This is a genomic window from Aeromicrobium sp. P2_G6 (assembly GCF_056403535.1).
In genome coordinates this window covers 1,183,854-1,209,874 of sequence record NZ_JBFUFH010000001.1, presented here as the reverse complement: position 1 = coordinate 1,209,874, position 26,021 = coordinate 1,183,854, and the positions used below count along the sequence as shown (strand labels likewise).

Sequence of the window (26,021 nt, the reverse complement as noted above, 5' to 3'; positions counted from 1 at the left end):
GGAGGTCCCATGCAAGAGACGTATGACGTCGTCGTCGTCGGTGCCGGTGGTGCCGGAATGACGGCCGCTCTCGCCGCTGCGCAGCACGGTCTCGAGACCGTCGTGATCGAGAGCAGCGCCTACTTCGGCGGGTCGACGGCCCGCTCCGGTGGCGGCGTGTGGATCCCCGGCAACCGGGCACTCCGGGCCGCCGGACAAGTCGACGCGAACGACGCGGAGGAGTCCCGGCGCTACCTCGAGGCCATCGTCGGCGACGTGGTCCCCCAGGAGCGACGCGACACGTTCCTCGAGCGCGGGCCCGAGGTCATGGACTTCATCCTCGACAACACCCCGGTGCGGTTCAGCTGGGTCCCCGAATACTCCGACTACCTCCCCGAGCAGCCCGGTGGCCGGCCGCGCGGACGCAGCGTCGAGCCGGTGCCGATGGACGGCCGGATCCTCGGCGCCGAGCTCGACCGGCTGCACCCGCCGTACGCCAAGGCACCCGCCAACCTGATCGTCACCCAGGCCGACTTCCGCAAGATCAGCCTCGGCCTGCGCACGCTCCGCGGCCCGCTCACGATGATGCGGGTCATGGTCAAGCGTCTGGTCAGCTCGCTCCGCGGTCGCCGGATGTATGCCATGGGCAACGCCCTGACGATCAGCCTGCGCAAGGGCCTGATCGATGCCGGTGTGCCGGTGCACTACGAGACCCCGCTGACCGGTCTGGTCATCGAGGGTGGCCGGGTCGTCGGCGTACGCGCTCAGCGCGACGGCGCCGAAGTCGTCATCCGTGCCCGTCACGGCGTCATCCTCGGCTCCGGCGGGTTCGAGAAGAGCGAGGCGCTGCGAGAGAAGTACCTCCCCGCACCCACCGACGCCGCCTGGAGCACCGCGGCGCCGAGCAACACCGGTGCCGGCATCGAGGCCGGCGTCGCCATCGGCGCGGCCACCGACCTGATGGACGATGCCTGGTGGGGGCCGACGATCCCGCTGCCGTCCGGCCCGTGGTTCTGCCTCGCCGAGCGCAACCTGCCCGGCTCGATCATCGTCAACTCCGCCGGTCAGCGGTTCATGAACGAGGCGCTGCCGTACGTCGAGGCGACCCATGCGATCTACGAGGGTGAGGCCACCGGCGTCCCCCACGTCCCGGCCTGGCTGGTGATGGACCAGCGCTATCGCAACCGCTATCTGTTCGCCGGCCTCTCCCCGCGGCAGCCGTTCCCCGGCCGTTGGTACAAGTTCGGCACCGTCCGCAAGGCCGACTCGCTCAGCAAGCTCGCCGCGGAGATCGACGTCCCGGCCGGCGCGCTCGAGGAGACCGTGCGCCGGTTCAACGGGTTCGCCGAGTCCGGTATCGACGAGGACTTCCACCGCGGCGAGAGCGCGTACGACCGCTACTACGCCGACCCGCGGGTCAAGCCCAACCCGTCGCTGCACAGCATCGACCGCGGACCGTTCTATGCCGTCAAGATCGTCCCCGGCGACCTCGGCACGAAGGGCGGGATCGTCACCGACGAGCGGGCACGCGCGCTGCGGCCCGACGGCTCCGTGATCGAAGGGCTCTACGCTGCGGGCAACTGCTCGTCAGCGGTCATGGGTCGTACGTACGCCGGTCCGGGCGCCACGATCGGGCCCGCGATGACCTTCGGCTACCTCGCCGCGGAGGACATCGCGCAGTCGAAGGACGCCGGCTGATGCCGATCGATCCCAGCGTCGCCATCGGCGCCGAGGTCGGCACGCGCGAGTTCTCCTGGACCAGCAGCGACGTGCTGCTCTACCAGCTCGCCGTCGGCGCCGGTTCGCGTCCGGGCGACAACGTCTCGGCCGACGCCCTGCGGTGGACGCTCGACGACGACGCTCTCCAGGTGCTGCCGAGCTTCGCCGTGGTGGCGCCGACGTTCCACGAGACCGATCGGCCGGGGCTCGACCTGCCCGGCTGCGACATCAACCTGGCCCAGGTCGTGCACGGCGCCCAGCACGTACGGGTCAACGGTCCGCTGCCCGCCTCCGGCTCGGCCAGGCTGACGACCCGCATCACCGACGTCTGGGACAAGGGCAAGGCCGCCGTCATCTGGCAGGAGGGCGTCGCCACCGGTCCGGGCGGCACCGAGATGTGGCGCGTACGATCGTCGATCTTCGTCAAGGGTGAGGGCGGCTGGGGCGGCAACCGCGGCGAAAGCACCGCCGTCGTCGTCCCCGACCGCGCGCCGGACAAGTCCACGACGTACACCGTGACACCGCAGCAGGCGCTGCTCTATCGGCTGTGCGGCGACCGCAACCCACTGCACTCCGACCCCGCGTTCGCGCAGGCTGCGGGCTTTCCGGCGCCGATCCTGCACGGACTGTGCACGTACGGCATCGTGCTCCGCGAGGTCATCGACCTCATGCTGGACGGCGACGCCAGCGCGGTCGGCGGCTTCGGCGCGAGGTTCGCCGGCGTCGTGTTCCCGGGCGAAATGCTGTCGATCGACGCGTGGGACGTGGCCGACGGCATCGCGGTGACCGTGACGGTGGGCGAGGACGCGCGGCCAGCGCTGGCTGACTGCCTCGTCACCCGTCGGTAGTCGCCGGGGGGCCCTCAAGCCGCCGGTAGCGCATCAGCACCGCACCTGCCGGGAACGCCCTGGGCGGCTGCGCGAGCTGGAACCGGGTGGGCGTCGTGCCGTCCGGGAACAGCCGCTTGCCCTGCCCGATCACGACCGGGCACATCCACAGGTTGACCTGGTCGACCAGCCCTTCGCGGAACAAGGTCTGCAGCAGGTCGCCGCTGCCCCAGGTGTGGATCTGCTGGTGGCGCTCCCGCAGCGCCCGCACCTCGGTGGCCGCATCGCGGACCTGGGTACTGGTCTCCCAGGTGAGCTCAGGCGTGCCGCGCGAGGCGACGTACTTGGGCACCTGGTTGAAGGCATCCGCGATGCCGCCTGACTGGTTGGGCCAGTAGGGGCGGAAGATCTCGTACGTCGTGTGGCCCAGCAGCAGGGCATCGGAGAGCTGGACGTCGGCAGTCAGCACCTCGCCGGACTCGGCGTCCCCGTACGGGCGCTCCCACCCGGCATATTCGAAGCCCTCGTCCTGCGGGCTCGGGCCACCGTTGGCCTGGATCACGCCGTCGAGCGTGATGTTCATGTTGACGTGCAGCTCTCCCATGGCGGCATCTCCTCGTGGTCTTCGTAGTGTCCGGTCCGACCAGCGCCGCGGTCAACCGCCTAGGCTCGGAGCATGGAGCCCGAGCGCATCCCCGACCCCGGTGGCTCGCCCAATGCCCGCACGGTCGAGTCGTACGAGCACATCGCCGAGGCGTATGCCGAGGAGACCTCCGGTCACGGGGTCCTCGCCGGAGCGCTGATGCGCCTGGTCGAGGCGGTGCCATCCGGTCACGTCCTCGAGATCGGCTCCGGCCCCGGTTGGGACGCCGACCGGCTCGAGGAAGCCGGACTGACCGTTCGCCGCACCGACATCACGCAGGCGTTCATCGAGCTGCAGCGCGCCCGAGGCAAGCAGGTCGACCAGCTCGACGCGATCAACGACGACCTCGGCGGTCCGTACGATGCCGTCGTCACGCTGCACGTCCTCCAGCACGTCGAGCCGAAGGACCTACCCACCGTGCTGTCCAAGGTCGCTGGCGCCTTGCGGCCGGGTGGCCGGTTCCTCGTCTCGATACCCCGGGGCGAGGGTGCCGGCTGGGAGATCGGCGAGTCGGGCAGTCCTTACTACCGCGCGCTCCACAGCAAGGACGAGTTCATCGACGCCCTGAGCTCGGCGGGGCTCATCCCGGAGTGGACCGACCAGTCGCCCGACGACGACGGCTGGCTCTGCGTGCTGGCCCAGGTGCGCTAGAGGTCCTGGCACAACCCGATGATGACGCCGGCAGGGCCGCGGACGTAGCCGTAGCGGTAGATGTCCTCGTACTCCGCGATCTCCCCGACCAGCTCGGCGCCATGCGGCCGCAGCCGGTTGAACGTGTCGTTGACGTCGTCGACGAAGAACGTGAGGCGCGGGATGCCCGGTACGTTCACCGGCGGCGACGGCGACGGGTTGGTGGCAACCGGCCGGTCGAAGGTCGACAGCTCGACCCGGCTGTGGCCGTCGGGCGTACGCAGCATGGCGATGTTCGCCCGCATGTCCTCCAGACCGATGAGCTGGTCGGCCCACGCACCCTCCACTGTCGCCTGACCCTCGAGCTCGAGTCCGAGCTCGACGAAGAACGCGATGGCGGCCTCGAGATCCTCGACCACGTACCCGGCGTGGTCCATCCGTATGACGGTCATGAGCTGATCCCGTAGTGGAGAAGGGTCACACCGTTGTCGAATGCGGTCGCCTCGAGGACCTCCAGATCTCGCCGATCCTCGAAGACCCGGGTTCCCTTGCCGCGGGACACGGGACAGACCAGCATCCGCACCTCGTCGATGACACCGGCGTCGATCAGCGAGTGCATGAGCGTCAGGCTCCCCCAGAGCCAGAGATCCTTGCCGATCTGCCCCTTGAGCTCGATGACGGTGGCGACCGGGTCGGAGGTCACCGTCGCGGGGGCGAAGTCACCCCAAGGCGCCTCATCCATCGTGGTCGAGGCGACGTACTTGGTGAGGTTGTTCAACTTCTCACCGTATTGACCCTGGTCGGTGGCCCGTGGCCAGTAGCCCACACTCTGGGCGTACGTGTTCGCGCCGAGGATCATCGTGTCGACGGAGTCGATGAACTCCATCAGGTTGTCCCGGAACGGGTCGGCGGCGTTGTCGTCGAACGGTTCGCCGGACACGAAGCTGAGTCCGCCATCCTCCTCCGCCGCGACGTTGTCGACGGTGACCCATTGCTGAACGATGAGGTTTCGCATACGGCCCACGCTAAGCGAAATTCGTCGGACCCGTGCGGGGTCAGGCGCCGAGGATCAGCCCTGAGGTCGGTACGCCGGTTCCCGCAGTCACCAACACGTGCTGGGCGCCGTCGACCTGGTTGACCGAGGTGCCACGGAGCTGGCGTACGCCCTCGGCGATGCCGTTCATGCCGTGGATGTACGCCTCGCCGAGCTGCCCACCGTGCGTGTTGAGCGGGAGCCGACCGCCGAGCTCGATCGCCCCGTCGGCGATGAAGTCCTTGGCCTCGCCGCGGCCGCAGAAGCCGAGCTCCTCGAGCTGCATCAGGACGTACGGCGTGAAGTGGTCGTAGAGCACCGCGGTCTGGATGTCCGCCGGCGAGAGTCCGGACTGGCGCCAGAGGTCGCGGCCGACGACGCCGATCTCGGGGATGCCGATGTCGTCGCGGTAGTACGACGTCATGACGAACTGGTCGGCGGCGCTGCCCTGGGCCGCTGCGACGATCGGCACCGCGCCGGACCTGAGGTCGCGCGCCCGTTCGGTGGAGGTCACGACGATCGCGACCGCTCCGTCACTCTCCTGGCAGCAGTCGAGCAGCCGGAGCGGGTCGGCGATCATCCGGGAGGCCTGGTGGTCGTCGAGGGTGATCGGCCGCTCGTAGAAGAACGCGTTGGGGTTGGTGGCCGCGTGGCGCCGGTCCGCCACCGCGACCCGGCCGAAGTCTGCCGACGTCGCGCCGTACTCGTGCATGTAGCGCCGAGCCTGCATCGCCACCGTGGCTGCCGGCGTCGACAGGCCGTGCGGGTACGACCAGGCGTTGTCGAGGCCGTTGGTGTTGACCTGCTCGGCGGCCCACTTCTGCACCTGGCCGAAGCGTTGGCCGGACCGCTCGTTGAACCCGCGATAGGCCACCACGACGTCAGCCATGCCGGTTGCCACGGCCATCGCGGCCTGCTGCACGGTCGCACATGCTGCGCCGCCGCCGTAGTTGATCCGGCTGAAGAACCGCAGGTCACCCATGCCGAGCTCGCGGCCCAGCGCGATCTCGGAGGTCGAGTCCATCGTGAACGTGACGAGGCCGTCGACGTCGGAGGTGGCAAGGCCGGCATCGGCGAGCGCTGCGAGCGTCGCCTCGGCCGAGAGCTGCAGCTCCGAACGGCCAGACTCCTTGGAGAACTCGGTCGCGCCGATCCCGGCGATCGCTGCCGCACCGCTGAACGTACTCATCGCCGCACCTCCAGCCGGGCGTTGGCGTGGATGCCGATCGACACGGCAGCGGTGACGTCGATCGTGGTCACCCCGTCCTGCTCGGACACGATGTTGCCGGTGAAGCGCAGGGTGTCGTACGGGTGCGCCGGCGCGCCGAGCCGCAGGGCGCACGACAGGATCTGCGTCTGCGGGCCAGCCCAGTCGGTGACATAGCGCTGCACCAGCCCGGTCGTGCTCAGGATGTTGATGAAGATGTCCTTGCTGCCGTGGCCGATCGACCGGTCGCGGTCGTGGTGCACGTCCTGGAAGTCCCGGGTGGCCAGCGCCGTCGACACCACGAGGGTCGGCGTGATCGGCAGCTCCCAGGCGGGTATGTCCGAGGGAGGCTCGGGCACAGGTGGTGGTGGCGCCGAGCCGGCCGGTCGCCACTTCGCCAGAGTCACGTCGTCGTCGATCGGGTCGAACCAGACCTCGACGGCGTCCCCGATGTCGACCTGGCCACCGACCTCGCCGATCATCCGGACGCCTTCGTCGAGCTCGACCAGGGCGAGGGTCAGGGGCAGCTGCTTGCCGGGGACGGCCGGCGCGTGGTGCACGAGGAACGAGTGCACCTTGCCGCGACCGGACGCGACGACATACCCGCGATCCATCGCATGGCAGGACGGGCACACCGGGCCGGGCGGGTGGCGCAGCTCGCCGCAGGTGTTGCACTTCTGGATGCGCAGCTCGCCGGCGGCGGTGCCCGCCCAGAAGAACTCGGTGTCGCGGTTGATCATCGGCCGGGCCGACTGCGACTTGTCCACCGACGCGCGGCCGGTGCCGGGCTTGAACTTGAGGACGCGGAACGTCATCGTCGCGACCTCTTCGTCGCCGACCGTCCACACGCTCTTCGTCGTCACGAAGTAGCCCTCGCCGACGCCGGTCTTCTTGGGGCCGACGACCTCGTCGAGCCGGGTGCTGATCGCCGGGACCTCGCCGGGTCGCAGCGTCCGGGCATACGTCTGGTCGCAGTTGGTGCCGAGCACTGAGGTGTAGCCCGCCTCGTCGAACACGCTCATGGTGTCGGGCAGCGGGTCGCCGGGCATGCGCTCGTGGTTGAGCCCGTACATCGTCCACACCTGCGCCATCGCCGGGGGCGCCTCGGTGTCGGGACCGGGCGCCCAGCGTGGGTTGGTGTCGCCGATCGCCTCGGCCCAGTGCCGGATCATCGGTGCGTTCACCGGGTCCGGCGCCTCCCGGAGCGGGCTGTTGCCACGAGCCTTGATCTCCTCGACCCGCTTGAGGATCTCGTCGTGGCCCATCATCGCGGCACCCTCGGCAGGTCGAGGCCGAACATCGCGATCAGCTCGCGCTGTACCTCGTTGACGCCACCGCCGAAGCTGAGCACGAGGTTGCGCTTGCTGGTTGCGTCGAGATACTCCGCCAGCCGGCCCGTCGCCGGGTCGGCAGGGTCGCCGTACGTCGTGACGACGTCCATCAGCGCCAGCCCGAGCCGCTGCACCTCGTCGCTGGCGAACACCTTGGACGTCGACGCCTCCGCGACGGTCGCCCGATCGGACGACGAGCCACGGGCAACCGCCCAGTTGAGCAGCTCGTTGACGCGGAACGATGCGGTCGCGCGCGCCAGGACGTCATGGACCCACGGGACGTCCAGCAGCGGGGTGCTGTCCGGTGCGACGCGGTCCTTCGCCCACTCGCGCACCAGGTCGCGGAGCCCTTCGATCCGGCCCGCAGGGCCCAGCATCACGCGCTCGTGGTTGAGCTGGGTCGTGATGAGCTGCCAGCCGCGGTTCTCCTCTCCGACGAGCATGTCGACCGGCACGCGTACGTCGTTGTAGTACGTCGCGTTGGTGTGGTGCGAGTGGTCGCTGGTGACGATAGGCGTCGAGGAGAAGCCGGGGTCGCGGGTGTCGACGATGAGCACCGAGATGCCGCGGTGAGGCGGCGCGTCCGGATCGGTGCGCACGGCGAGCCATACGTAGTCGGCCACGTGACCGCCGGTCGTCCACATCTTCTGGCCGTTGACGACGTAGTGGTCGCCGTCGCGCCGGGCCGTCGTGCGCATCGACGCCAGGTCGGTGCCGGCGTCGGGCTCGCTGTAGCCGATCGCGAAGTGCACGTCACCGTTGACGATGTCGGCGAGGAACATGTCCTTCTGCTCCTGGGTGCCGTATGCCTGCAGGGTCGGCCCGACGGTCTGCAGCGTCACGGACGGCAGGTGCACGTCCGCCCGCGCCGCCTCGTTGACGAACACCTGCTGCTCGATGACGCCGCGCCCCTGGCCGCCGTACTCCTTCGGCCAGCCGACACCCATCCAGCCGTCGGCGCCCATCTGCTTGATGATCCGGTGGTACGCCGGACCGTGCCGGTCGGTGCGCATCTCGTCGCGATCGGCGTCGGAGGCCAGGCCGCTGAGATAGTCGCGCGCCTCCTGCTTGAACGCCCGCTCCTCCGCGGTCAGCTCGGCGTTCTTGCCGTCGGACTCGGTGACCGGCACCGCGTTGAGCGCCGCCGGCCCGCCCAGCTGGCGGGCGATGTCGCGTACGCCCGAGAAGTAGCGGTTGAGCGGATAGGTGATGTCGACGCCCATGCCGCCGTGGAGGTGCTGGCAGATCTGCAGCACGGATGGCGCGCGGTCGGCGAACCAGTACGCCGCGATGGCCAGGTCGTCGTCGACCGGATCGCCCGCGTCGAGGCGGCGAACCAGCTCGCCGGCGGTCAGCGAGAACGTCCGCGATGCGATGTAGACGTCGGCGATCTGCTGGGCGACGGCCTGGAACTCCGCGAGAGCGCGACCGAACTGGCGGCGGTCGCGGATATAGCCGGCAGTCAGGTCACGGGCACCCTCGACGAGTCCCGCGCCGAGGGCGGCAAGGCCCGCGATGGCATGGCTGCGCACGACCTCGGCGTCGAGCTCTCCGAGCGACGGAGCCGAGTCGAAGGTGTACGTCGCCTCAGTGGCCCCGCGGGAGGTCCCGGTGTCGACCCGGCTCACCCCGGGGCCGTCAGGATCGACGAGCACCACGCTTCCGCCGGTCGCCGAGACCAGCAGCAGGGTCTTCCCATCCAGCACCGGCACGCCGATCTTGGTGCCCGACACGGTGCCGTTGTCGTACGCCGTCGAGGGATCGCGCGGCAGCGCCGACCCCGGCTCTCCGAGCGCTGGTGCGAACAGCAGCTCGCCGGCCAGCACCTGCGGGACGAGGTCGGCCTGCAACGTCGCGGAGCCCGATTGCACGAGGGGCAACAGGCCGCAGGCGACGGTCTCCCAGACCGGGAGCTCGGCCGCGCGGCGCCCGACTTCGTGCAGCAGCACGGCGACCTCGGCCATGCCCAAGCCCTCGCCGCTGTGCTCCTTCGGGGCGACCAGCGCGAGCAGCCCGGACTCCTGGAGCGCGCGCCAGGTCCCGTCACCGCGGTCGAGCACATCGCCGATGACGGAGCGCACCTCGTCAAGCACCGAGTCCACGCACATCCCCAATCCTTCGAGTGGCAGCCTTCTCGTGCAAAACTATAACGTGTTCTACTCTGTGGAGCTCTGTCTCGAGGAGGATGTGTGCGGAACCCGCTCAAGCTGCCGCTGTCGCTCGTACGACACCTGCTGCCCGACCCCGCGTCGTGGGACCTGTTCGACCTGCCTCCTGTGGACCTGCCCGAGGGGCGCTGGCTGGACCTGCCCCGGCGTGGCCGTACGTGGCTCACGGACGTACCCGGGCCGACGCCGGACGCGCCCGCGATCATCCTGTTGCATGCTGTGGGCTGCACCGGACAGCTGACCTGGTTCCCCGCCATCCCCCGTCTGGCCGAGCACTACCGGGTCATCACGTTCGACCAGCGCTGGCACGGCCGGGGCATCACGTCGGAGCGCTTCCTCATCTCCGACTGCGCCACCGACGTCGCGGCGGTGATCGATGCGCTCGACCTCGACCGCCCCATCGTCGCCGGCTACTCGATGGGATCCGTCATCGCGCAGCGCGTGTGGCGGCAGCACCCCGATGTCGTCGGCGGGCTCATCCTCGCCGCGAGCACCGCGCACTTCCGCACCAACGGCCGCGAGCGCATCTTCCATGCGGGTATGGAGCTCGGCATGGGACTGAGCGCGACGCTGTCCCGTTCGAGCGTGGTCCGCCGGGCCAGCTCGGCCGCCGTCGATGCGATCGACGCCGACAGCTCCGACACCGCTCGCTGGGCGATGAAGCAGTGGCGTGCCAGCAGCCCGTGGGCCGTTGGCCAGGCCGTGGCGTCCCTCGGCCGGCACCACTCGACCCGGTGGTTGTCGGACATCGACGTACCCACGGCGGTCGTCGTGACCACGAAGGACCGGGTGATCCCGCCTGATCGCCAGCGCGACATCGCCGACCGGATCCCTGGAGCGACGGTGCACGAGGCCGCCTGCGGGCATGCCGGCTGCGTGCTGGAGCACCAGGCATTCGTACCCGCCCTGCTCGAAGCAGCCCACGCGGTCACGACCCGCATGCGCAAACGCCAACCGGCCTAGACGGTCGAGGTGGCGGGCGGATAGACCCATGTGGGTCTCGGCGTGTAGAGATCCTGAAGTTTTCCGTCGGTATCCCCCGGCTTGGGCTGGCGGAACCAAGCAGGCTTCGGACCACGGGCGCGCACTTGGTACGCAATCAGTGCGGCCGCAGAAAAGAGCGCGCTACGCGTGACGACGCCGGCGGACTCGATCGGACTGGACGGATCCAGACCGACCATCTTCTCGCTCGCGTCTCGCGCGACGACGGTAGCTAGGGCGCGCGCGTGGTCGCTCTCGTCCTCCCGCCCGCGCGACTTGCAGATCACGTCCACGAACTGCTCGAGAAGGTCGCCTTCGGTCAGTGGTTCTGGTTCGATCCATCGGCTGAGCACACCCTGTGACCTGTTACGTCCAATCCCAGACCACGACCCGAAACTGTCGGCATCCTGCTCGTATCCCCAAATGGCGCTGTAGACATCCCGCGCCTGACGAGCAGTGAAATGTTGCGGTAGAAGCGCGAAAACCCCGGCGTCTTCTTCCAAGAGTTCCTTCCACCACTCCAGCATGGTTCCCGAGTTCTCAGCATCACCCCTCGCCTCGAAGCCGATCTTCCGCGCGTCCGCGTGCTTGGTCGCCGCCGCGAGCAACGGAACCCACTCTGCTCCATCGACTTCCAGATTCCCCAGAGGGATCGGGAGGGCGAGCGTGTAGATCAGATTTAGCGCGCCGCCATCTTCGTCCCTGAACGTCACGCGCTCCGGCTTTATCTGGCGCGCCGTCAACACGTGCTCGAACTCAGGTGGAAGATCGCCCACCAGCGCATCGACCGTAGCCGACAGCTTCCCGGCCACCGTTGCGCGAGGCCACCGGTCGCCGACGCGCAACCCCACGAACTGTGGAGCCCCGTTCTCGTAACGAATCGAGACCGCAATCAACGTCACATCTACATTCACACAAACAGTCTACACACCCACCTATTATCTATTTGTAATCGGGGTTGACATCTATTTTTTCAAATTAGTAGTGGGCCCCGTCTAATTGTGCCATTCTGTGAATCCGGGGTCACGAATGGAGGACAAGATGTGCAGGAACCTGAAGATGAAGCTGGAGCGGGCAGCTGGCGCTCCCCGACGATTTGTCGCCGTGGACATCGAGAACGTCGTCGGCGCGGCCGTGCTCACGGTCGGCCAGGCCGAGTGGGCGTTGGCTCAGATCAAGCTGAAGATCGGAATCCGCCCGTGCGATCAAATCGTCATCGGCGTGAGCCACATCGGACTCTTCACGTCGGCAACGGGATGGAAAGACGTTCACCCCCGACTCGTTTTCCGCTCAGGTCCGGACGGGGCCGATCTGGCTCTACTCGACGTGATCGAGTCCGAGGATCTGTCCCACCGTTTCGACGAACTGGTCCTCATTTCCGGCGACGCAATCTTCACCGAGGCAATTGCACGAGCGGAAGCAGCGGGCCTCCGGACTCACGTCGCGGCCCATCACGGCTCGCTCTCGCGGCGCTTGCAGGTCGCTGCCGGAAGAGTGACGTTCCTGACCGACCACGATCTCAACCTCGGGGATGCGGCATGACGAACTCACGAGGGTTCTCACACCGAATCGGCGACGACCCGGCGATGGCCGCCAAGCTTCGGGCGCTCGTGGGCGACGTACCCACGACACTCGCCGGGCGCGTGAACGCCGCCAACAACAATCGGACGCAACGTCCTCGCGTTCGACGGCCTTCGACCCGGCCCTCCACACCTATCCCCACCCGGACCGTGCTCGATCACGGGCGCAGAAACGTGAAGGCGTCAGCCAACCAGGCACGAGCAACATCCCTAGATCTGGACGCAGAGATCGCCAAGATCCAGTCCTGCATGAGTCCTGAAGTTGTTGCACACATGCAAGGTCGACGGTTTACAGACGCCCAGCGCTTGGTGATCGCGGGCCTGATCGTCGCTGCCAAACACCCGGGAATGCTGGTTGAGTCGGACACTCCCGGCTGGCCGCTGCTGGCGTGGCATCCGAAGCTCTCGCGCGAGGGCATACACGTTGATACCGCCTACGCCCGACGCGAGCTGGACCGATCCGCCCTCCATGCGCGGAACCTGTGGCTGGACTCATACCCCACCTTCCGTGGACGTTGCGACGAATCTCTTCATCCCGAACTTCCCGTCGGCTATTCGACGGGTGCAGGGGTCACCGGCGGCGAGTGAGTTCAACTGGCGGGCGTGTTACCCCAGGACGGCTTTGCGCATCGCTTCCAGCTCGAGAGGGAACTGGTCGACCAGGTCCCATACGCGCGGCATCTGCTCCTTGCAGGCGATCGCGCCGATGTGCATCTGACCGTTGTTGCTCATCACGGTGATGTTGAGCCCGGCGCCGTGGAAGATCGGGCCGAGCGGATAGAGCGCATCGATCCGCGCGCCGACGAAGTACAGAGGAACAGGCGGCCCGGGGACGTTCGAGATCACCAGGTTGTGGATGACCGGAGCCCGCTCGGCGAGCCGCAGGTCGGACACCATGCGCACCGCGAGCCCGAACGTCCGCGGCGCCGCGAACTCGGCCCACTCCTGCAAGGTGTCTGCCGGTACGGCGGTGTGATGGTCCTTGGCGTGCGCGTTGGCGACGGACATCTCGGTGATCCGCTCGAGCGGATCCTCGACGTCAGTGCCCAGCCGGCAGAAGATCGTAGAGACCTTGTTGCGGCCGCCGGTCCTGGTCGACTCGTTGCGCACCGACACCGGAACGCTGGCCAGCAGGGATGTCTCGGGCAGCTCGTCGCGGTCCATGAGATAGCGACGCAGCGCGCCACCGCTGAGCGCGAGCACGACGTCGTTGACGGTGGCCCCGGGGATCGCGTTCTTGATCTCCTTGATGACGTCGAGCGAGACGTCCGCGAGGGCGATCGACCGGTGCCCCGTGATCGTGCCGTTGAACGACGTACGCGGTGCGGTCAGCGGCGCTGCCATCGCCGTACCCTGCCTCGCCCGGCTCGCAGTCTCCACGAGGGTGCGAACCGTCGGCGTCACCAGCTTGGCCAGCTGCCACGGTTTGGTCGCGGTCGCCAACAGCCCGCGACCCACCAGCTCGAGGTCCGACGGCGCACGCTGATGATCGCCCGCACTGGTGTCGAGCGGTGCCGCTTCGGGCTCCAGGCTGCAGAGGTACGAGATCATGTTCGACCCGGAGACCCCGTCGACCGACGCGTGGTGCATCTTCGAGAACACCGCGATCTTGCCGTTCGCCAGTCCCTCGATGACGTGCATCTCCCAGAGCGGCCGCGACCGGTCGAGGGGTATGCCGGCGAGGTGTCCGGCGACCTCCGTCAGCTCACGCTCGCTGCCGGGCGCCGGCGCAGCCATCCGGTGCACGTGCCGGTCGATGTCGAACTCGTCGTCGGTCACCCATACGGGGAAGTCGATCCGGCCCGGCACGAACTTGAGCTTGCGGTTGAACATCGGGATGCCCGAGACGCGCTGGGACAGCTCCTCCTTGAACCGCCCGAACTCGTACCCACCGGGGATGGTCGCCGGGTCGACGACGATCACGCCGCACACGTGCATCAGCTGCGCGCCGCTCTCGAGGTAGAGGAAGCTGGCGTCGAGGCCACTGAGTCGATCCATGGCCGTATCCTAGCGCTGCGTAGAACTTGTTCTACTTCCCAAAGATCGGCAGAGTGAGGAGAGGGTTCACATGTCAGCCGGGTTCACCTGTCGCCAGCTCACGCTCGCCGCTCTGGCCTTCAACGCCGTACGCCCGATGCGTCGTGGCTGGTCCGCGTTGCCGGGCTTCGCCCTCGGCTGGCCGGTCAGCGAGCTGGCTCCGCACCTGCTGGGCGCCGCTGCGATCGACACCGCCGCCGAGCTCACCGTGCGGCAAGGCAAGCCGTCAAAGCTGGGACTTGCCGCAGGCGCAGTCGCCGCCGGGCTCCTGGGATACACGATCGCCGGCGCACGCCGCACCGGCACCCAGCTCGACGAAGCGCTCCGCACGGGCATCGGCGACGGCTACCTCGACGAGCTCGATCTGCCCGGACCGCTGGACCTGCGCATCCCCCGCGGATCAGTCGTCCGGCCCTTCAACTTCCGCGCGCGCGACATCGAAGTGCTGCGCAACGTGCCCTACACCGAGGGCGGCAAGAAGGCCCCCCTCGACATCCGCCGTCCCAAAAACCGCGACCTCGCCGACGCCCCGGTATTGATCCAGATCCACGGCGGCGGCTGGACGATCGGCAACAAGGAGCAGCAGGGCATCCTCCTGATGAACCGGATGGCTCAGCAGGGCTGGGTCTGCGTCTCGGTCAACTACCGTCTCGCACCCAAGCACCGCTTCCCGACGCAGATCGTCGACGTCAAGCGAGCGATCGCCTGGGTGCACGAGAACATCAAGGAGTACGGCGGCGACTCCTCGTACGTCGTCATCACCGGTGGCTCCGCGGGCGGTCACCTGTCGGCCCTCGCCGCGCTCACGCCGGGCCTTGCGGAGTACCAACCCGGCTTCGAGGACTCCGACACCTCGGTCGCCGGGTGCGTCCCGTTCTACGGCGTCTACGACCTCGGCGGGATCACCGAGGAACGCGCCGCTATCGACATGCGGGACAGGTTCCTCGGCCCGAGGGTCTTCGGCAAGGACGCGCGGAACCACCTCGAGGACTTCGTGCAGGCGTCGCCGTTGGCCCAGGTCGGCGCACACGCGCCCGACTTCTTCGTGATCCACGGCAGCAACGACACCGTCGTGTCGGTAGAGCAGGCTCGCGCCTTCGTGGCCGCGCTCAAGGAGAAGTCGTCCGCTTCGGTCACGTATGCCGAGCTGCCCGGCGCCCAGCACGCGTTCGAGGTGTTCTCGTCGATCCGCAGCCAGCACACGATCGCCGCCGTGCAGCGCTGGCTCGAGTGGCACCGCGCTACCCGGCCCTGACAGAACCACCCCAACGGCCCATGGACGGATGCGAGTCTCGGGGCGAGAATGCGAAAATGCTGCTCGAACGCGGGGGCCAGCTGTCGGCGCTGACCGACTACGCCGACGACGCGCGTGCTGGTCACGGGCGACTGGCGCTCGTCTCCGGCGAGGCCGGGATCGGCAAGAGCTTGCTGGTGTCGACGTTCGAGCATTCGGCCGGCCTGCGCGCGCTGCATGGCGCCTGCGACGGGCTGTTCACCCCCCGGGCCCTGGGCCCCTTGTTCGATGTGGCGTCGGAGGCCGGAGGCACCCTGCTCGAGGCTTGCCGTGCCGGACGCCCACGGGAGGAGCTCTTCTCCGCCCTGCTCGACACGCTCGCCCAGCAACCGACTCTCCTGGTACTCGAAGACCTGCACTGGGCTGACGAGGCAACCCTCGACCTCGTACGCCACGTGGGCCGCCGGCTCACGGATCGCCCCGTCCTGGTCCTGGCCACGTATCGCGACGACGGATTGTCCGCTCGCGACCCGTTGCGCGTCGTCCTGGGCGAGCTCAGCTCTCAGCCGACCACCCGGCGCATCGACCTGGCACCTCTGTCGCAGACCGCGGTGCACGACCTGGCCAGCTCTGCGGCGATGTCCGGCGATGAGTTGTTCCGGCTCACGGGCGGCAACCCGTTCTTCGTGGCCGAGGTGCTCCGCGGCGGCCTCAGCACCATCCCGCCATCGGCTCGAGATGCCGTGCTCGCACGAACCACGCGGCTCAGCGACCCTTCTCGGCGGACCGTCGAGGCAGCCGCGCTGCTGGGCGGCCGGCTCGACACGGCGTTGCTGACCGCAGTGTTCGGGGCCCAGGCCGACGACTTCGACGAGCTCGTCGAGTCAGGCCTGGTGGTCAGCGGACCAACAGGCCTGAATTTTCGCCACGAGCTGACCCGCATGACGATCGCCCGACAGATCCCGGCACACAGGACGACGGCCATCCATGCCGCTGCGCTCACGGCACTGATCGAGCGAGACGCGGACGAGTCCCGACTCGCGTATCACGCCGAGGGAGCCGGGGATGCGCAGGCAGTCCAATGGTTCGCCCCGCGGGCCGCCGAACGATCCGCTCGGCTCGGAGCCCACCGAGAGGCCGCTGCTCAGCTAGAACGCGCCCTCAACTTCACCGATGGTCTCGGGGCCAAGGAGGTGGCCAAGCTCTGGACCGAGCTGAGTGTCGAATCGGGTCTGATCGACCGCTGGGAACGTTGTGTGGAAGCCATCGACGCCGCCGTCGCCCTCTGGCGCGGAGTCGGCGACCCGATACGGCTCGGGAATGCGCTGCGCGTTCGCTCGAGCGCGTTGTGGCGGCTCTGCCTGCAGCGGGACGCGATGGACAGTGCGCGGCAGGCCGTGGAGATGCTGGAGCCACACGGCTCGACGCCAGAGCTCGCCAGAGCGCTTGAGCGGGAAGCGGCGTTCGAGAGTGACTTGTCCGTCCGCCTCGAGAAGATCCGCCGCGCCGAGGGCATGGCGCGCGAGCTCGACCTGCCGGAAGTGGTCAGCGACCTGCTGAACACCAAGGCGTACACGCACGCCAGCCGTGGGGAGCCCTGGGAGGAGTGGATGCGTGAAGCACTCGACGTCGCCCGGGCTTCTCGCTCCGACGGGCAGGCCGGACGGGCCTACGGGAACTACCAGGCGCTCGTCGGCGAGGAGCGGCGGTGGGACGAGTTCGATGCGATCACGGTCGAGGGCCTGGCCTACTGCGAAGAGCACGACATCGCCTCCAACGGCTATTGCATTCGGGCAGCCAATGCCGAGGCGATGCTGTCGAGGGGACGATGGGACGACGCCGTCGCGTTGGCCCAGCCCTTGGTGGATCTGAAGGCCTCGCCAGCAAACGTCGTCGGGCCCCTCTGTGTCGTCGGACTCGTACGAGCTCGGCGCGGCCAACCTGAAAGCATGCGGGCCCTCGACGAGGCTGTCGCAATCGCTGAACAGAACGAGGACCTCGAATGGCGAGTGATCACGAAGGTGCCGCGGGCTGAAGGCCATCTGCTGATGGGCGACGTGGCGGCTGCGCGAAGCGACCTCCAAAGCTGCCTGGAGCCCGGGCTCAGGGAGATCATGCCCACCGCCGTCGGCTCACTTCTGCTCTGGCTGCGGCGCGCTGGGCTGGACGCCCCCGCGCTGCCGGGCATCGCGTTGGAGGCGCCGGTTGCCCTCAGTCTGGCCGGCCATCACCGGGAGGCCGCTGCGGCATGGGAGGAGCGCGCGATGCCGTATGAGGCTGCGTGGGCGCTTCTCGACAGCGGCGACGCTGACACCGTCCGCGAGGCCCTGCGCCGTTTCGACCGCATGGGGGTCCCTGCTGCGGCCCGGATCGCGCGCATGGAGCTCCGCCGCCTGGGGGCCGACTCCATTCCCGCCGGCCCGCGATCGGCGACCGCAGCACACCCTGCTGGCCTGACCCAGCGCCAGCAGGAAGTGCTCGCACTGATCGCCAGCTCCATGACCGACGAGCAGATTGCCGCACGACTCTTCATCTCGGTCCGCACCGTCAACCACCATGTCTCCGCCATCCTGAGCAAGCTGGACGTGACCTCGCGGGAAGCCGCCGGCTCCGAGGCACGCCGGCTGGGCCTGGTCAGCGTCGCCTGACCCACCCGAAACCTGGGCAATCCCCCTTCGAAATGTGGGCAGTCTCTGCCCATGCGATGCCCCAGTGGCCACTCCTAGCGTCGACGTATCAGCCACGCACGTCGCGTGAAGGACCTCTGGAAGGAACGATCATGAACATCTCTACACACACCCGGACTGGCAGCGCGATCGCCGTGGCGATCCTCCTCGCTTCGGCCACGTCTCCGGCGGGTGCCACCGCACAGTCGGGACTGACCCGAGCCACGTCGATCTCGGCGCTGGGTTCGGGAAACTGCCCGCTCGCCCGAGTCGGGGTGCAGCTGGTGCGGTGCGACAACCTCACAGGCGCAGGAGTTGCTGCGGCTCAGTGGGTGCCGGAGTTGGGGACGCATGTGGTGACATCGTCATCTCAGCCGACACATGGGCCCACGCTCTGAGCGGATTCCTTGATCGCCGCCGTCGGGGGGAGCATCCTGACCGCATGAGGACCGTCGAGTTCGACCTCGAGCGAGTGGTCCAGGCACCGATCGACCAGGTCTTCGCACGACTCGTCGACATCGATGGATACAACGCCTGGATGCCGAAGAAGGGCACCATGCTCAAGGAGACGCGACAGACGTCGCCCGGTGAGCCGGCCGTCGGCACGACCTTCATCGACGAGACGACCCAGGGCCCGATGCCCGGCGACATCGCCGAGCTGGAAGCACCGCACAGGGTGGTCTTCCACTGGTGGGAGAAGTCGAAGGCGGGCAAGCTCACGTTCGAGGGTTGGCCGAGTTATGCATTGGAGCCGGACGGCTACAACGCCACCCGCGTCCACCACCACGCCAAGCTCAAGATGTACGGCATCTGGGCGTTCGGCTCACCGATCTTCCGCCGGTTCGCCGTCAAGGAACGCACCGTCACGATCGACGCACTCCAGGCATCGTTCGAGCGGGAGTCAGCTGCGGGGTAGGCCCAGCACCCGTTCGGCGACGACGTTGCGCAGGATCTGGGTCGTGCCGCCGGCGATCGACAAGCACCGGGTCAGCAGCATCTCGTGCACGTCCGCGGCGACCTGATCGTCCGACGCCAGCAATGCAGCCGGGCCCAGCATGCGCACCACGAGCTCGGACGCCTCCTGCCGGTTGCGTACGCCCAGCAGCTTCGCGACGCTCGACTCCGCTCCGGGACCGCGCCCGGCGATCGACCGCAGCGTCGACCGCACCCCGAGCAGCTGGCACACCGTCGCGAGGGCGACCTGGTGGCCGACCAGCGCCGCGTCGGTCTCGGACTCACGCCCGGCCAGCAGCTCGACGGCGCGCTCCGTGCTCATGCCCAGCTTGGTGCCGGCCATCGCGACCCGTTCGTTGGCCAAGGTCGTACGCGCGAGCTTCCACCCCTCGTTGACCTCGCCCACGACGCAGTCGTCCGGCACGAAGACCTCGTCGAGGAACACCTCGTTGAACATCGCGTCGCCGGTCAGCTCGCGCAGCGGCCGGGTGTCGATCCCGGCCGAGGTCATGTCGACCAGGAAGTAGGTGATCCCCTTGTGCTGGGCGACATCGCGGTCGGTACGCGCGAGACAGATCGCCCAGTCGGCTTCCCGCGCCCGCGAGGTCCACACCTTCTGACCCGTCAGCTGCCAGCCACCCTCGGTGCTTACGGCGCGGGTGCTGAGCGACGCGAGGTCGGAGCCCGCACCGGGCTCGCTGAACAGCTGGCACCACCTGAGCTCGCCGAGCAGCGTCGGCAGGACGAACCGCTCGGCCTGCTGGTCGGTGCCGTGCCCGATGATCGTCGGCACGGCCCAGCCACCGATCGCGATGTCAGGGCGGCTGAGCCCGGCGCGGGCCAGCTCCTCGTCGACCACGAGCTGCTCGACCGGTCCGGCATCGAGGCCGTACGGCCGCGGCCAGTGCGGTGTCAGGTAGCCGGCCTTCGCCAGAGCGGCTCGCTGCTGGTCCGCCGGCAGCTCGGCGATGGCGGTCATCTCGTGGCGCGTCGTCTCGCGGAACTCGCCATCGGCCCCACCGAAGTCGATCTCGGGCACCCGGCGCTGCCCTGTGCCGGCACGCCTGGCCAGCCGGGCCGCGGACTGCTCCGAGCCCCCGGTCAGCGAGGCGACGGCGACGCTCAGTGCGATCGCCCGGCGGAGGTAGAGGTGCGCGTCGTGCTCGAACGTGAAGCCGATGCCGCCGAGCACCTGGACGCAGTCCTGCGCGACAGACACTGCACCGTCGAAGGCCACGGTCGCGGCGACGTCGGCGGCATAGTCCGCCTCCCCTCCCGGCACGTCTGGCCGTGCCGCCGCACCGAGGTCCCAGGCGACGGCCGTCACGGACTCCGTGGTCTCGAGCATCTGCGAGCAGAGGTGCTTGATCGCCTGGAACGACCCGATCGGCGCGCCGAACTGCTCGCGCACCTTGGCGTACTGCACGGCCGTGTCGAGGCACCACTGCGCCACGCCGGCCGCCTCGGCCGCTGCGAGCGCAACGAGCACACGGCGTACGTGCTGCGTGTCGACGTCGGGCAGGAATCTCACCTGGTCGGCTGTCGCGGCCACGTGGACCCGCCCGCCGCGGCGGGACAGGTCGAGGCCGATCTCAGGCTCGGCCTTCCAGCCTTCGGCGTCGATCAGCACCCACGAGCCGTCCGTCGCCGGTGCAAGGAGCCAGTGGGCCTCGACGGCGTCGAGCACGACGTCGAGGGCACCGCGAGCGCCGGACTCGTCGACCGTGACCGCACCCGTCACGGCAACCGCGGCACTGGCGCCGGCGGCGATCCCGGCGAGCACGTCGCCGTGCTCGGTGAGCTGGGCGACCACGGGCGTACCCAGTAGCGGTCCGGGCACCAGGGCGTACGCCGCAGCTTCCAACGCAACCATCTGGTCGAGCAGGTCGCCCCCACCGCCGCCGTGCAGCTCGTCTATGGCGATGGCGGGCAGTCCGGTCTCGACGACGGCCTGCCAGGTCTTCGCGAACGCGGCTGAGGCATCGGTCTCGACATCTCGCAGCGCGGCGGGGCCGCCGAGTCCAGCGGCCCAGGCCCGTAAACTGGTACTCAGTTCTAGGTGATCACGAGTCACGCCGACGGGCATCTGTCGCCTCCGCATCTAGAACGTGTTTCAATCATACCGACGCCCGGCGAGGCCGCCGTCAGCAAATCGTGGACAGGAGACGATGCCGGATGACCAGCACGACCGAGACTCCCGGCTCGAACGCCCAGCGGGAACGCCGCCGTCGCATCCTCGATGCCACGATCGCCCTTGCGGATTCTGGCGGGTTCGACGCCGTGCAGATGCGCGCGGTCGCCGACAACGCGGATGTCGCACTCGGGACGCTCTACCGCTACTTCCCGTCGAAGATCCATCTCCTGGTCACCGCCCTCGGGCGTGAGTTCGAGCGCGCCGAGGCGCAGTCGCGCACCCGCGCGGTGCCCGGCGACACCCCGCACCAGCGCGTCATGCACGTGCTCGGCGTGACCACGACGGCCCTGCAGAAGCAGCCCCAGCTGACCGAGGCGCTGACCCGCGCGTTCATGTTCGCCGACGCGTCGGTCGCCGAGGAAATCCACCTCGTCGGCATGAAGCTGACCGCGATGATCACGCACGCGATCGACGGCACCGACGAGGCCCGCGAGCCCACCGACGAGGACATGGCGATCGTCCGCGTCATCGGCGACGTGTGGCTGTCGGCGCTCATGGGCTGGGTCACCGGTCGTACGTCGGCCGACGACGTCACCAAGTCGATGGATGTCGCCGTACGCCTGCTGCTGCGTTAGCTGGTTCAAGCCGCCGGTTCGATCGTGAACGTCGCGTCGATGCGCTTGATCTTGCAGTCGGCGGTCAGCGTGAAGTCCTCGACCACGGTCGAGCTCCCCAGCGGCACGTCCGAAACGCCGACCGGTATGTCGTAGGTGGCGTTGATGATGTTCTCCCGGCCATCGGGCTGCCACGTCCACCCGACGTTCTCGATCGACGTGAACACCGAGTACTGGACGTGCAGGTAGAGATCGAGCTTCAGGTCGAACGCTGACACCGCCGTGGGCAGACCGTTCTCGATGCGAAGCACGAACGGGTCGAGCGGGATCGACCAGGCGGCGTTGCGGTCGACCAAGGCGTCGAGGTACTTCTGCGAGGCCGCCTGCGATCCGGCCTGCGAGCAGCCGGTCGCGGCGTCCGCGGTGACCGGCGAGAGGACGAGGGCGCCGGCGATCGTGGCGATCGCGATCAGGCGACCGAGCCGCGCGTTCATGTGACCACCAGGCCGCGGCCGGTGACCAGCGGCAGGTCCAGCGTGGTGACCAGCCCGGCCTTGGCGTCGACAACCGCCGGGACGGCGTTGACCAGCCGCATGGCGGTCGCCTTGAGGCCGGCGGTGTTGTGGTCGCCGTCGGTGCCGAGCAGCTGCAGGTCGAGGGTGTAGTTGGGCTCGCCCTTGATCTCGACGCGATAGCAGCCCTTGCCGGCAGGTTGCGGCCAGTCCGGGCCGATGTCGTCGTGGACCCGCGTCACGTGTTCGAGCACGACGACCGCCTTGTCGCCGACCATCCCGCGTACCTCGAAGTGCAGGCCCGCGACCGTTCCCTTCTCGATGCGGCCGCTGTCGATGTCGAACGACTCGGTCGCCGGGAGCCGTTCGTAGAACTCCTCGACGTCATCGAGCTCGACCCCGAGCCCCGCGGCGATCTGGTGCACGACACTGCCCCACGCCATGCTGAGGATGCCCGGCTCGAGCAGCATCGGGATCTCGTCCATCGGCTTGCCGAAGCCCATGACGTCGAAGACGATCATCCCCTGGTCGTACGTGTTGTAGTTCAGCACTTCCGAGCAGCGCACCTGGTCGATGCGCTCGCTGATGCTGGTCAGCGACAGCGGCAGCCAGTCGTTGGCGAAGCCCGGGTCGATGCCGTTGACGTACAGCGAGACGCCGCCCTCGACGGCCGCCTCCTGCACGCCCTTGGCCATGTCGACCGCGACGCCGGAGGGGTACTGCAGGAACACCGGGCCGCTCGACACCACGTTGATGCCGGCCCGCAGCAGTCGCTCGAGGTCGGCCATCGCCTCGAACAGCCGGTCGTCGGCCATCGCGGAGTGCAGCACGCAGTCGGGCTTGAGCGCGATGATCTCCTCGACGTCGTTCGTGGCGAGGATGCCGAGGTCGCGGCCGAGGCCGGCCAGCTGTCCGGCATCCTTGCCGACCTTGTCGGGGTTGGACACCCAGAGGCCGACGAGGTCGAGGTCCGGGCGGGCGTCGATGCCCGCGAGGACGTGCTTGCCGACATTGCCCGTGCTCCATGCGACGACACGAATGCTCATAGTTCTTCTCCCAGGTCAGGCAGGGCCATGTCGAGGTTGGGCTGGTCGATGCCACCGTCGACCTCCAGCACCTTGCCGGTGAGGTAGCCGCCGGCCGGGCTGGCGAGGAACAGGACGGCGGCGGCGATGTCGTCGGGATCGCCGATGCGGCGCAGCGGGGTGTTGGCCTCCATCAGCGCCGTGAGGCCCTCATCGCCGGTCACGATCTCGAGCGCGGAGGTCGCCACGGACCCGACGGCGATCGCGTTCACGCGTACCCGGGGTGCGAGGTCACGCCCGGCGAGGCGGGTCCAGTGAGCCAGCGCGGCCTTCGCCGTCCCGTACGCGAGATAGCCGCGTCCGCTCACCCGGCCCATGACCGACGAGATGTTGACGACCGCCGCACCCTGGCTCTTCAGCAGGTGCGGCAGTGCGGCGCGGGTCAGCGCGTGCGCGGTCGACACGTTGAAGTGGAACGCACCCTCGAGCGCGGCCACGTTCGTGCGTACGAACTCCTTGGGCATCGCCCCGCCGACGTTGTTGACGATGACGTCGAGCTGACCGAACGTGTCGACGGCGGTCTGCGCGAGCCCGGCGACCTGGTCGAGGTCGGACAGGTCGGCTGCCACGACGACGGCCTTGCGTCCCAGGGCCTCGACCTGCGCAGCGACCTCTTGCAGCTGGTCCTCCGTACGTGCGGCCAGGATGACATCAGCGCCGGCCTCAGCGAGCGCGAGGGCACTGGCGGCCCCTATCCCGCGGCCTGCACCGGTGACGACGGCGACTCTGTTGTCGAGCCGGAATCTCTCAAGCACCATGGCGGGGACAGTAGCGCAAAACTGAAACACGTTCTAGTCTTGCCGGGGTGCCGGCTTCAGCTGAGCGCATGCGATCGACGACTGACAGGCTTAGCTCATGTCCCTGGCCATGTTCACCCTCGAGGGCGACCAGCTCGTCCCCGCCGAGATCGCCCGCAGCATGTGGAAGCACGACCAGATGCACGGCGTCGCCGTCAGCGGAGCCCTGGCCCGCGCCGTCGAGATGCGCCTGGCCGAGCTCGGCCGCGACGACCTGCACCCGGCCCGCTACACCGTCGACCTGTTCCAGCCGGCCACGATGTCGCCGTGCACCGTCGAGACGGAGGTCGTACGCGAGGGGCGTCGGATCTGCCTGATCGACGCGGTCCTGCTCCAGGACGGCGAGCGTGTCGCGCGGGCCAGCTGCATCTTCCTGCTGCCGACCGAGACGCCCAAGGGTGACGTGTGGACACCGTTCGAGCACCCCGAGCCGCCGCCGGAGGACCTGGTCCCGCCGAGCGACGAGCCCCGCGTGCCGCACTTCCTCAGCGACTCCCCGTGGTCGCAGTCGTTCCCCGAGCACCAGAACGCCGGGCGCAAGCAGACGTGGCAGGCCGGACTGCCGGTCGTCGAGGGTGAGCCGGGTACGCCGTTCCAGTCGGTCGCGAGCATCGCCGACGGCACCAGCATGGTCGTCAACTGGGGCACCGAGGGCGTGAAGTTCATCAACACCGACATCACCCTCGCCCTCGCCCGGCCGCCGGTCAGCCGCGAGATCGGCCTGTCGGCGACCGACCGCGTCGAGTACGACGGCATCGCCGTTGGCACCGTCGAGGTCTTCGACCGTGCCGGCCCGCTGGGCACGGCCATGGTCACCGCGATCGCCAACGCCTCGCGCCCGATCGACTTCGGCGACGTCGAGTTCGAGGACGACGGAAGCCGCAAGCCCGCCGAGGGCTGACGCTGCACCGCAGGGGAAGGCGGCCAGCTGTTTGTTCAACCGACCGCCCCGGCGCCAGGCGCCTGTCGTTGAGCGAACATGTGCACCTCTTCGTTCAACCCGGTGCACGTACCCGCTCAATCGGGCCTGATTCGTTTCGCCGCCACAACAGTCGGACGGGAGTACGCTTCGATCGTGTCCAGAAACGGGCGCAGACAAGACGACGTCGAGGATAGTTTCGTCGGGTCTCGCCCATCAGATCAGCGGATGCTCCAGCTGGCGATCGCGCTGGCCGAGAGCAAGACCGTCGCGGCCACCGTGCACGAGGTGGTGCGATTCGCCGTCGAGTCGACCGGCACCTCATACGGGGGCGTCACGATGCTCCAGGCCGGCGGACGGCGATTCGTGACGCTGGGCGCCACCTGCGAGCGCGTCGAACAGGCCGATCACCTGCAGTACGAGCTGCGCGAGGGACCGTGCGTCGATGCCGCGGTCGCCATGAAGAGCGTGCACTCGGAATCCCTGAAGACCGATGAACGGTGGCCACGCTGGGGCCCGGCCGCCGCAGAGCTCGGGTTCCAGAGCGTCATCTCGGCCGAGATCCACGGGCGCGGACAACGCATCGGCGCCCTCAACCTCTACGGCCTCGAGGAGACCCAGTTCGACCTCGAGGACGTCGACCTTGCTCGGCTGTTCGCCGCTCAGGCCGCCGGGGCGCTGGCGAACATGCGCAACGAAGAGGGCCTGATCCACGCCCTCGACACCAGGACCATGATCGGGCAGGCGCAGGGGATCCTGATGGAGCGATTCGACCTGGACGCCGACCACGCCTTCGACGTCCTGCGCCGCTACTCGCAGGAGTCCAACAGGCGTATCCGGGACATCGTGGTTGAGCTCGTGAAGACTCGTGAGCTGCCAGATGCCTTCCGCAGCCTCGAGCACTGAAGGCCTCGACCATGCCTCTCGCTGACCAACGCATGGGGCGGCTTCGGAGGGGCACTACAACCAGC

The 26,021-nt window shown here is 68.6% G+C and carries 24 protein-coding genes; 12 read left to right on the top strand and 12 right to left on the bottom strand.

Translation table 11 applies throughout. The features are described 5' to 3' along the window. Window positions 1–9: 9 nt before the first annotated feature. Together kstD and AC1DVU_RS05935 are read left to right on the top strand one after the other, a co-directional pair. Window positions 10–1,677 (top strand): 3-oxosteroid 1-dehydrogenase, encoded by a 1,668-nt coding sequence (gene kstD / locus AC1DVU_RS05940; protein ID WP_476921495.1) that lies wholly within the window; start codon window positions 10–12, stop codon window positions 1,675–1,677. Continuing rightward, a complete protein-coding gene (locus AC1DVU_RS05935; protein WP_476921494.1) occupies window positions 1,677–2,546 on the top strand; it encodes a MaoC/PaaZ C-terminal domain-containing protein in 870 nt (289 codons plus the stop codon). Before kstD ends, AC1DVU_RS05935 begins: the two co-directional genes overlap by 1 nt. Here AC1DVU_RS05935 and AC1DVU_RS05930 read toward each other — a convergent pair. After that, window positions 2,533–3,129, bottom strand: coding sequence for a dihydrofolate reductase family protein (locus tag AC1DVU_RS05930; RefSeq protein ID WP_476921493.1), 597 nt, complete (start codon window positions 3,127–3,129; stop codon window positions 2,533–2,535). The two genes, AC1DVU_RS05935 and AC1DVU_RS05930, sit on opposite strands and share 14 nt — an antisense overlap. Window positions 3,130–3,201: 72 nt before the next feature. Here AC1DVU_RS05930 and AC1DVU_RS05925 point away from each other — a divergent pair, with 72 nt between their 5' ends. Beyond that, entirely contained in the window at window positions 3,202–3,819 is a 618-nt protein-coding gene (locus AC1DVU_RS05925; protein WP_476921492.1) for a class I SAM-dependent DNA methyltransferase, read from the top strand. Here AC1DVU_RS05925 and AC1DVU_RS05920 read toward each other — a convergent pair. Genes AC1DVU_RS05920 through AC1DVU_RS05900 form a run of 5 tightly spaced genes read right to left on the bottom strand, consistent with a single transcriptional unit; the run spans window position 3,816 to window position 9,477 of the window. Next, entirely contained in the window at window positions 3,816–4,250 is a 435-nt protein-coding gene (locus tag AC1DVU_RS05920) for a VOC family protein (RefSeq protein WP_476921491.1), read from the bottom strand. The genes AC1DVU_RS05925 and AC1DVU_RS05920 overlap by 4 nt on opposite strands. Next, complete coding sequence (locus tag AC1DVU_RS05915; protein ID WP_476921490.1) at window positions 4,247–4,813, bottom strand: dihydrofolate reductase family protein; 567 nt, start codon at window positions 4,811–4,813, stop codon at window positions 4,247–4,249. The genes AC1DVU_RS05920 and AC1DVU_RS05915 overlap by 4 nt, the downstream gene beginning before the upstream one ends. A 40-nt stretch (window positions 4,814–4,853) precedes the next feature. Continuing rightward, a complete protein-coding gene (locus tag AC1DVU_RS05910; protein WP_476921489.1) occupies window positions 4,854–6,020 on the bottom strand; it encodes a lipid-transfer protein in 1,167 nt (388 codons plus the stop codon). Further along, complete coding sequence (locus tag AC1DVU_RS05905; RefSeq protein WP_476921488.1) at window positions 6,017–7,306, bottom strand: OB-fold domain-containing protein; 1,290 nt, start codon at window positions 7,304–7,306, stop codon at window positions 6,017–6,019. The genes AC1DVU_RS05910 and AC1DVU_RS05905 overlap by 4 nt, the downstream gene beginning before the upstream one ends. After that, window positions 7,303–9,477: an acyl-CoA dehydrogenase gene (locus AC1DVU_RS05900; RefSeq protein WP_476921487.1), complete on the bottom strand. Its 2,175-nt coding sequence runs from the start codon at window positions 9,475–9,477 to the stop codon at window positions 7,303–7,305. Before AC1DVU_RS05900 ends, AC1DVU_RS05905 begins: the two co-directional genes overlap by 4 nt. 81 nt (window positions 9,478–9,558) lie before the next feature. Here AC1DVU_RS05900 and AC1DVU_RS05895 point away from each other — a divergent pair, with 81 nt between their 5' ends. Beyond that, complete coding sequence (locus tag AC1DVU_RS05895) at window positions 9,559–10,500, top strand: alpha/beta fold hydrolase (RefSeq protein ID WP_476921486.1); 942 nt, start codon at window positions 9,559–9,561, stop codon at window positions 10,498–10,500. Here the strand turns inward: AC1DVU_RS05895 and AC1DVU_RS05890 are convergent. Next, on the bottom strand, window positions 10,497–11,432 hold the full coding sequence (locus AC1DVU_RS05890) for a hypothetical protein (RefSeq protein WP_476921485.1): 936 nt from the start codon (window positions 11,430–11,432) through the stop codon (window positions 10,497–10,499). The two genes, AC1DVU_RS05895 and AC1DVU_RS05890, sit on opposite strands and share 4 nt — an antisense overlap. Window positions 11,433–11,547: 115 nt before the next feature. Here AC1DVU_RS05890 and AC1DVU_RS05885 point away from each other — a divergent pair, with 115 nt between their 5' ends. After that, the gene (locus AC1DVU_RS05885; protein ID WP_476921484.1) at window positions 11,548–12,060 is read left to right on the top strand and encodes an NYN domain-containing protein; all 513 of its coding nucleotides are present in this window, start codon (window positions 11,548–11,550) and stop codon (window positions 12,058–12,060) included. Then, the gene (locus tag AC1DVU_RS05880) at window positions 12,057–12,686 is read left to right on the top strand and encodes a hypothetical protein (RefSeq protein ID WP_476921483.1); all 630 of its coding nucleotides are present in this window, start codon (window positions 12,057–12,059) and stop codon (window positions 12,684–12,686) included. The genes AC1DVU_RS05885 and AC1DVU_RS05880 overlap by 4 nt, the downstream gene beginning before the upstream one ends. A gap of 18 nt (window positions 12,687–12,704) precedes the next feature. On the opposite strand, the gene AC1DVU_RS05875 is transcribed toward AC1DVU_RS05880, so the two are convergent. Further along, entirely contained in the window at window positions 12,705–14,096 is a 1,392-nt protein-coding gene (locus AC1DVU_RS05875; RefSeq protein ID WP_476921482.1) for a WS/DGAT/MGAT family O-acyltransferase, read from the bottom strand. A 70-nt stretch (window positions 14,097–14,166) separates the two neighbouring features. On the opposite strand from AC1DVU_RS05875, the gene AC1DVU_RS05870 reads away from it, so the two are divergent. The 3 genes from AC1DVU_RS05870 to AC1DVU_RS05860 all read left to right on the top strand — a co-directional run bounded on the left by AC1DVU_RS05870 (window position 14,167) and on the right by AC1DVU_RS05860 (window position 18,951). After that, window positions 14,167–15,390: an alpha/beta hydrolase fold domain-containing protein gene (locus AC1DVU_RS05870; RefSeq protein WP_476921481.1), complete on the top strand. Its 1,224-nt coding sequence runs from the start codon at window positions 14,167–14,169 to the stop codon at window positions 15,388–15,390. Between the two features lie 56 nt (window positions 15,391–15,446). Further along, complete coding sequence (locus AC1DVU_RS05865) at window positions 15,447–18,017, top strand: ATP-binding protein (RefSeq protein WP_476921480.1); 2,571 nt, start codon at window positions 15,447–15,449, stop codon at window positions 18,015–18,017. A 460-nt stretch (window positions 18,018–18,477) separates the two neighbouring features. Further along, entirely contained in the window at window positions 18,478–18,951 is a 474-nt protein-coding gene (locus AC1DVU_RS05860; protein ID WP_476921479.1) for an SRPBCC family protein, read from the top strand. Here AC1DVU_RS05860 and AC1DVU_RS05855 read toward each other — a convergent pair. Further along, a complete protein-coding gene (locus AC1DVU_RS05855) occupies window positions 18,937–21,075 on the bottom strand; it encodes an acyl-CoA dehydrogenase family protein (RefSeq protein WP_476921478.1) in 2,139 nt (712 codons plus the stop codon). The genes AC1DVU_RS05860 and AC1DVU_RS05855 overlap by 15 nt on opposite strands. Window positions 21,076–21,164: 89 nt before the next feature. Between AC1DVU_RS05855 and AC1DVU_RS05850 the strand changes: the two genes are divergently transcribed. Continuing rightward, window positions 21,165–21,758, top strand: a complete 594-nt coding sequence (locus tag AC1DVU_RS05850) for a TetR family transcriptional regulator (protein ID WP_476921477.1) — start codon at window positions 21,165–21,167, stop codon at window positions 21,756–21,758. Between the two features lie 5 nt (window positions 21,759–21,763). On the opposite strand, the gene AC1DVU_RS05845 is transcribed toward AC1DVU_RS05850, so the two are convergent. The 3 genes from AC1DVU_RS05845 to AC1DVU_RS05835 are packed head-to-tail and all read right to left on the bottom strand — an operon-like array spanning window position 21,764 to window position 24,092. Next, on the bottom strand, window positions 21,764–22,231 hold the full coding sequence (locus AC1DVU_RS05845) for a DUF8021 domain-containing protein (protein WP_476921476.1): 468 nt from the start codon (window positions 22,229–22,231) through the stop codon (window positions 21,764–21,766). Continuing rightward, window positions 22,228–23,295, bottom strand: coding sequence for an NAD(P)H-dependent amine dehydrogenase family protein (locus AC1DVU_RS05840; protein ID WP_476921475.1), 1,068 nt, complete (start codon window positions 23,293–23,295; stop codon window positions 22,228–22,230). Before AC1DVU_RS05840 ends, AC1DVU_RS05845 begins: the two co-directional genes overlap by 4 nt. Beyond that, entirely contained in the window at window positions 23,292–24,092 is an 801-nt protein-coding gene (locus AC1DVU_RS05835; RefSeq protein ID WP_476921474.1) for an SDR family oxidoreductase, read from the bottom strand. Before AC1DVU_RS05835 ends, AC1DVU_RS05840 begins: the two co-directional genes overlap by 4 nt. 97 nt (window positions 24,093–24,189) lie before the next feature. On the opposite strand from AC1DVU_RS05835, the gene AC1DVU_RS05830 reads away from it, so the two are divergent. Continuing rightward, a complete protein-coding gene (locus AC1DVU_RS05830; RefSeq protein ID WP_476921473.1) occupies window positions 24,190–25,032 on the top strand; it encodes an acyl-CoA thioesterase domain-containing protein in 843 nt (280 codons plus the stop codon). Window positions 25,033–25,278: 246 nt separating this feature from the next. Beyond that, window positions 25,279–25,956 carry a GAF and ANTAR domain-containing protein gene (locus AC1DVU_RS05825; RefSeq protein WP_476921472.1) on the top strand — a complete coding sequence of 226 codons (678 nt, stop codon included), beginning with the start codon at window positions 25,279–25,281 and terminating at the stop codon, window positions 25,954–25,956. Window positions 25,957–26,021 lie beyond the last annotated feature (65 nt).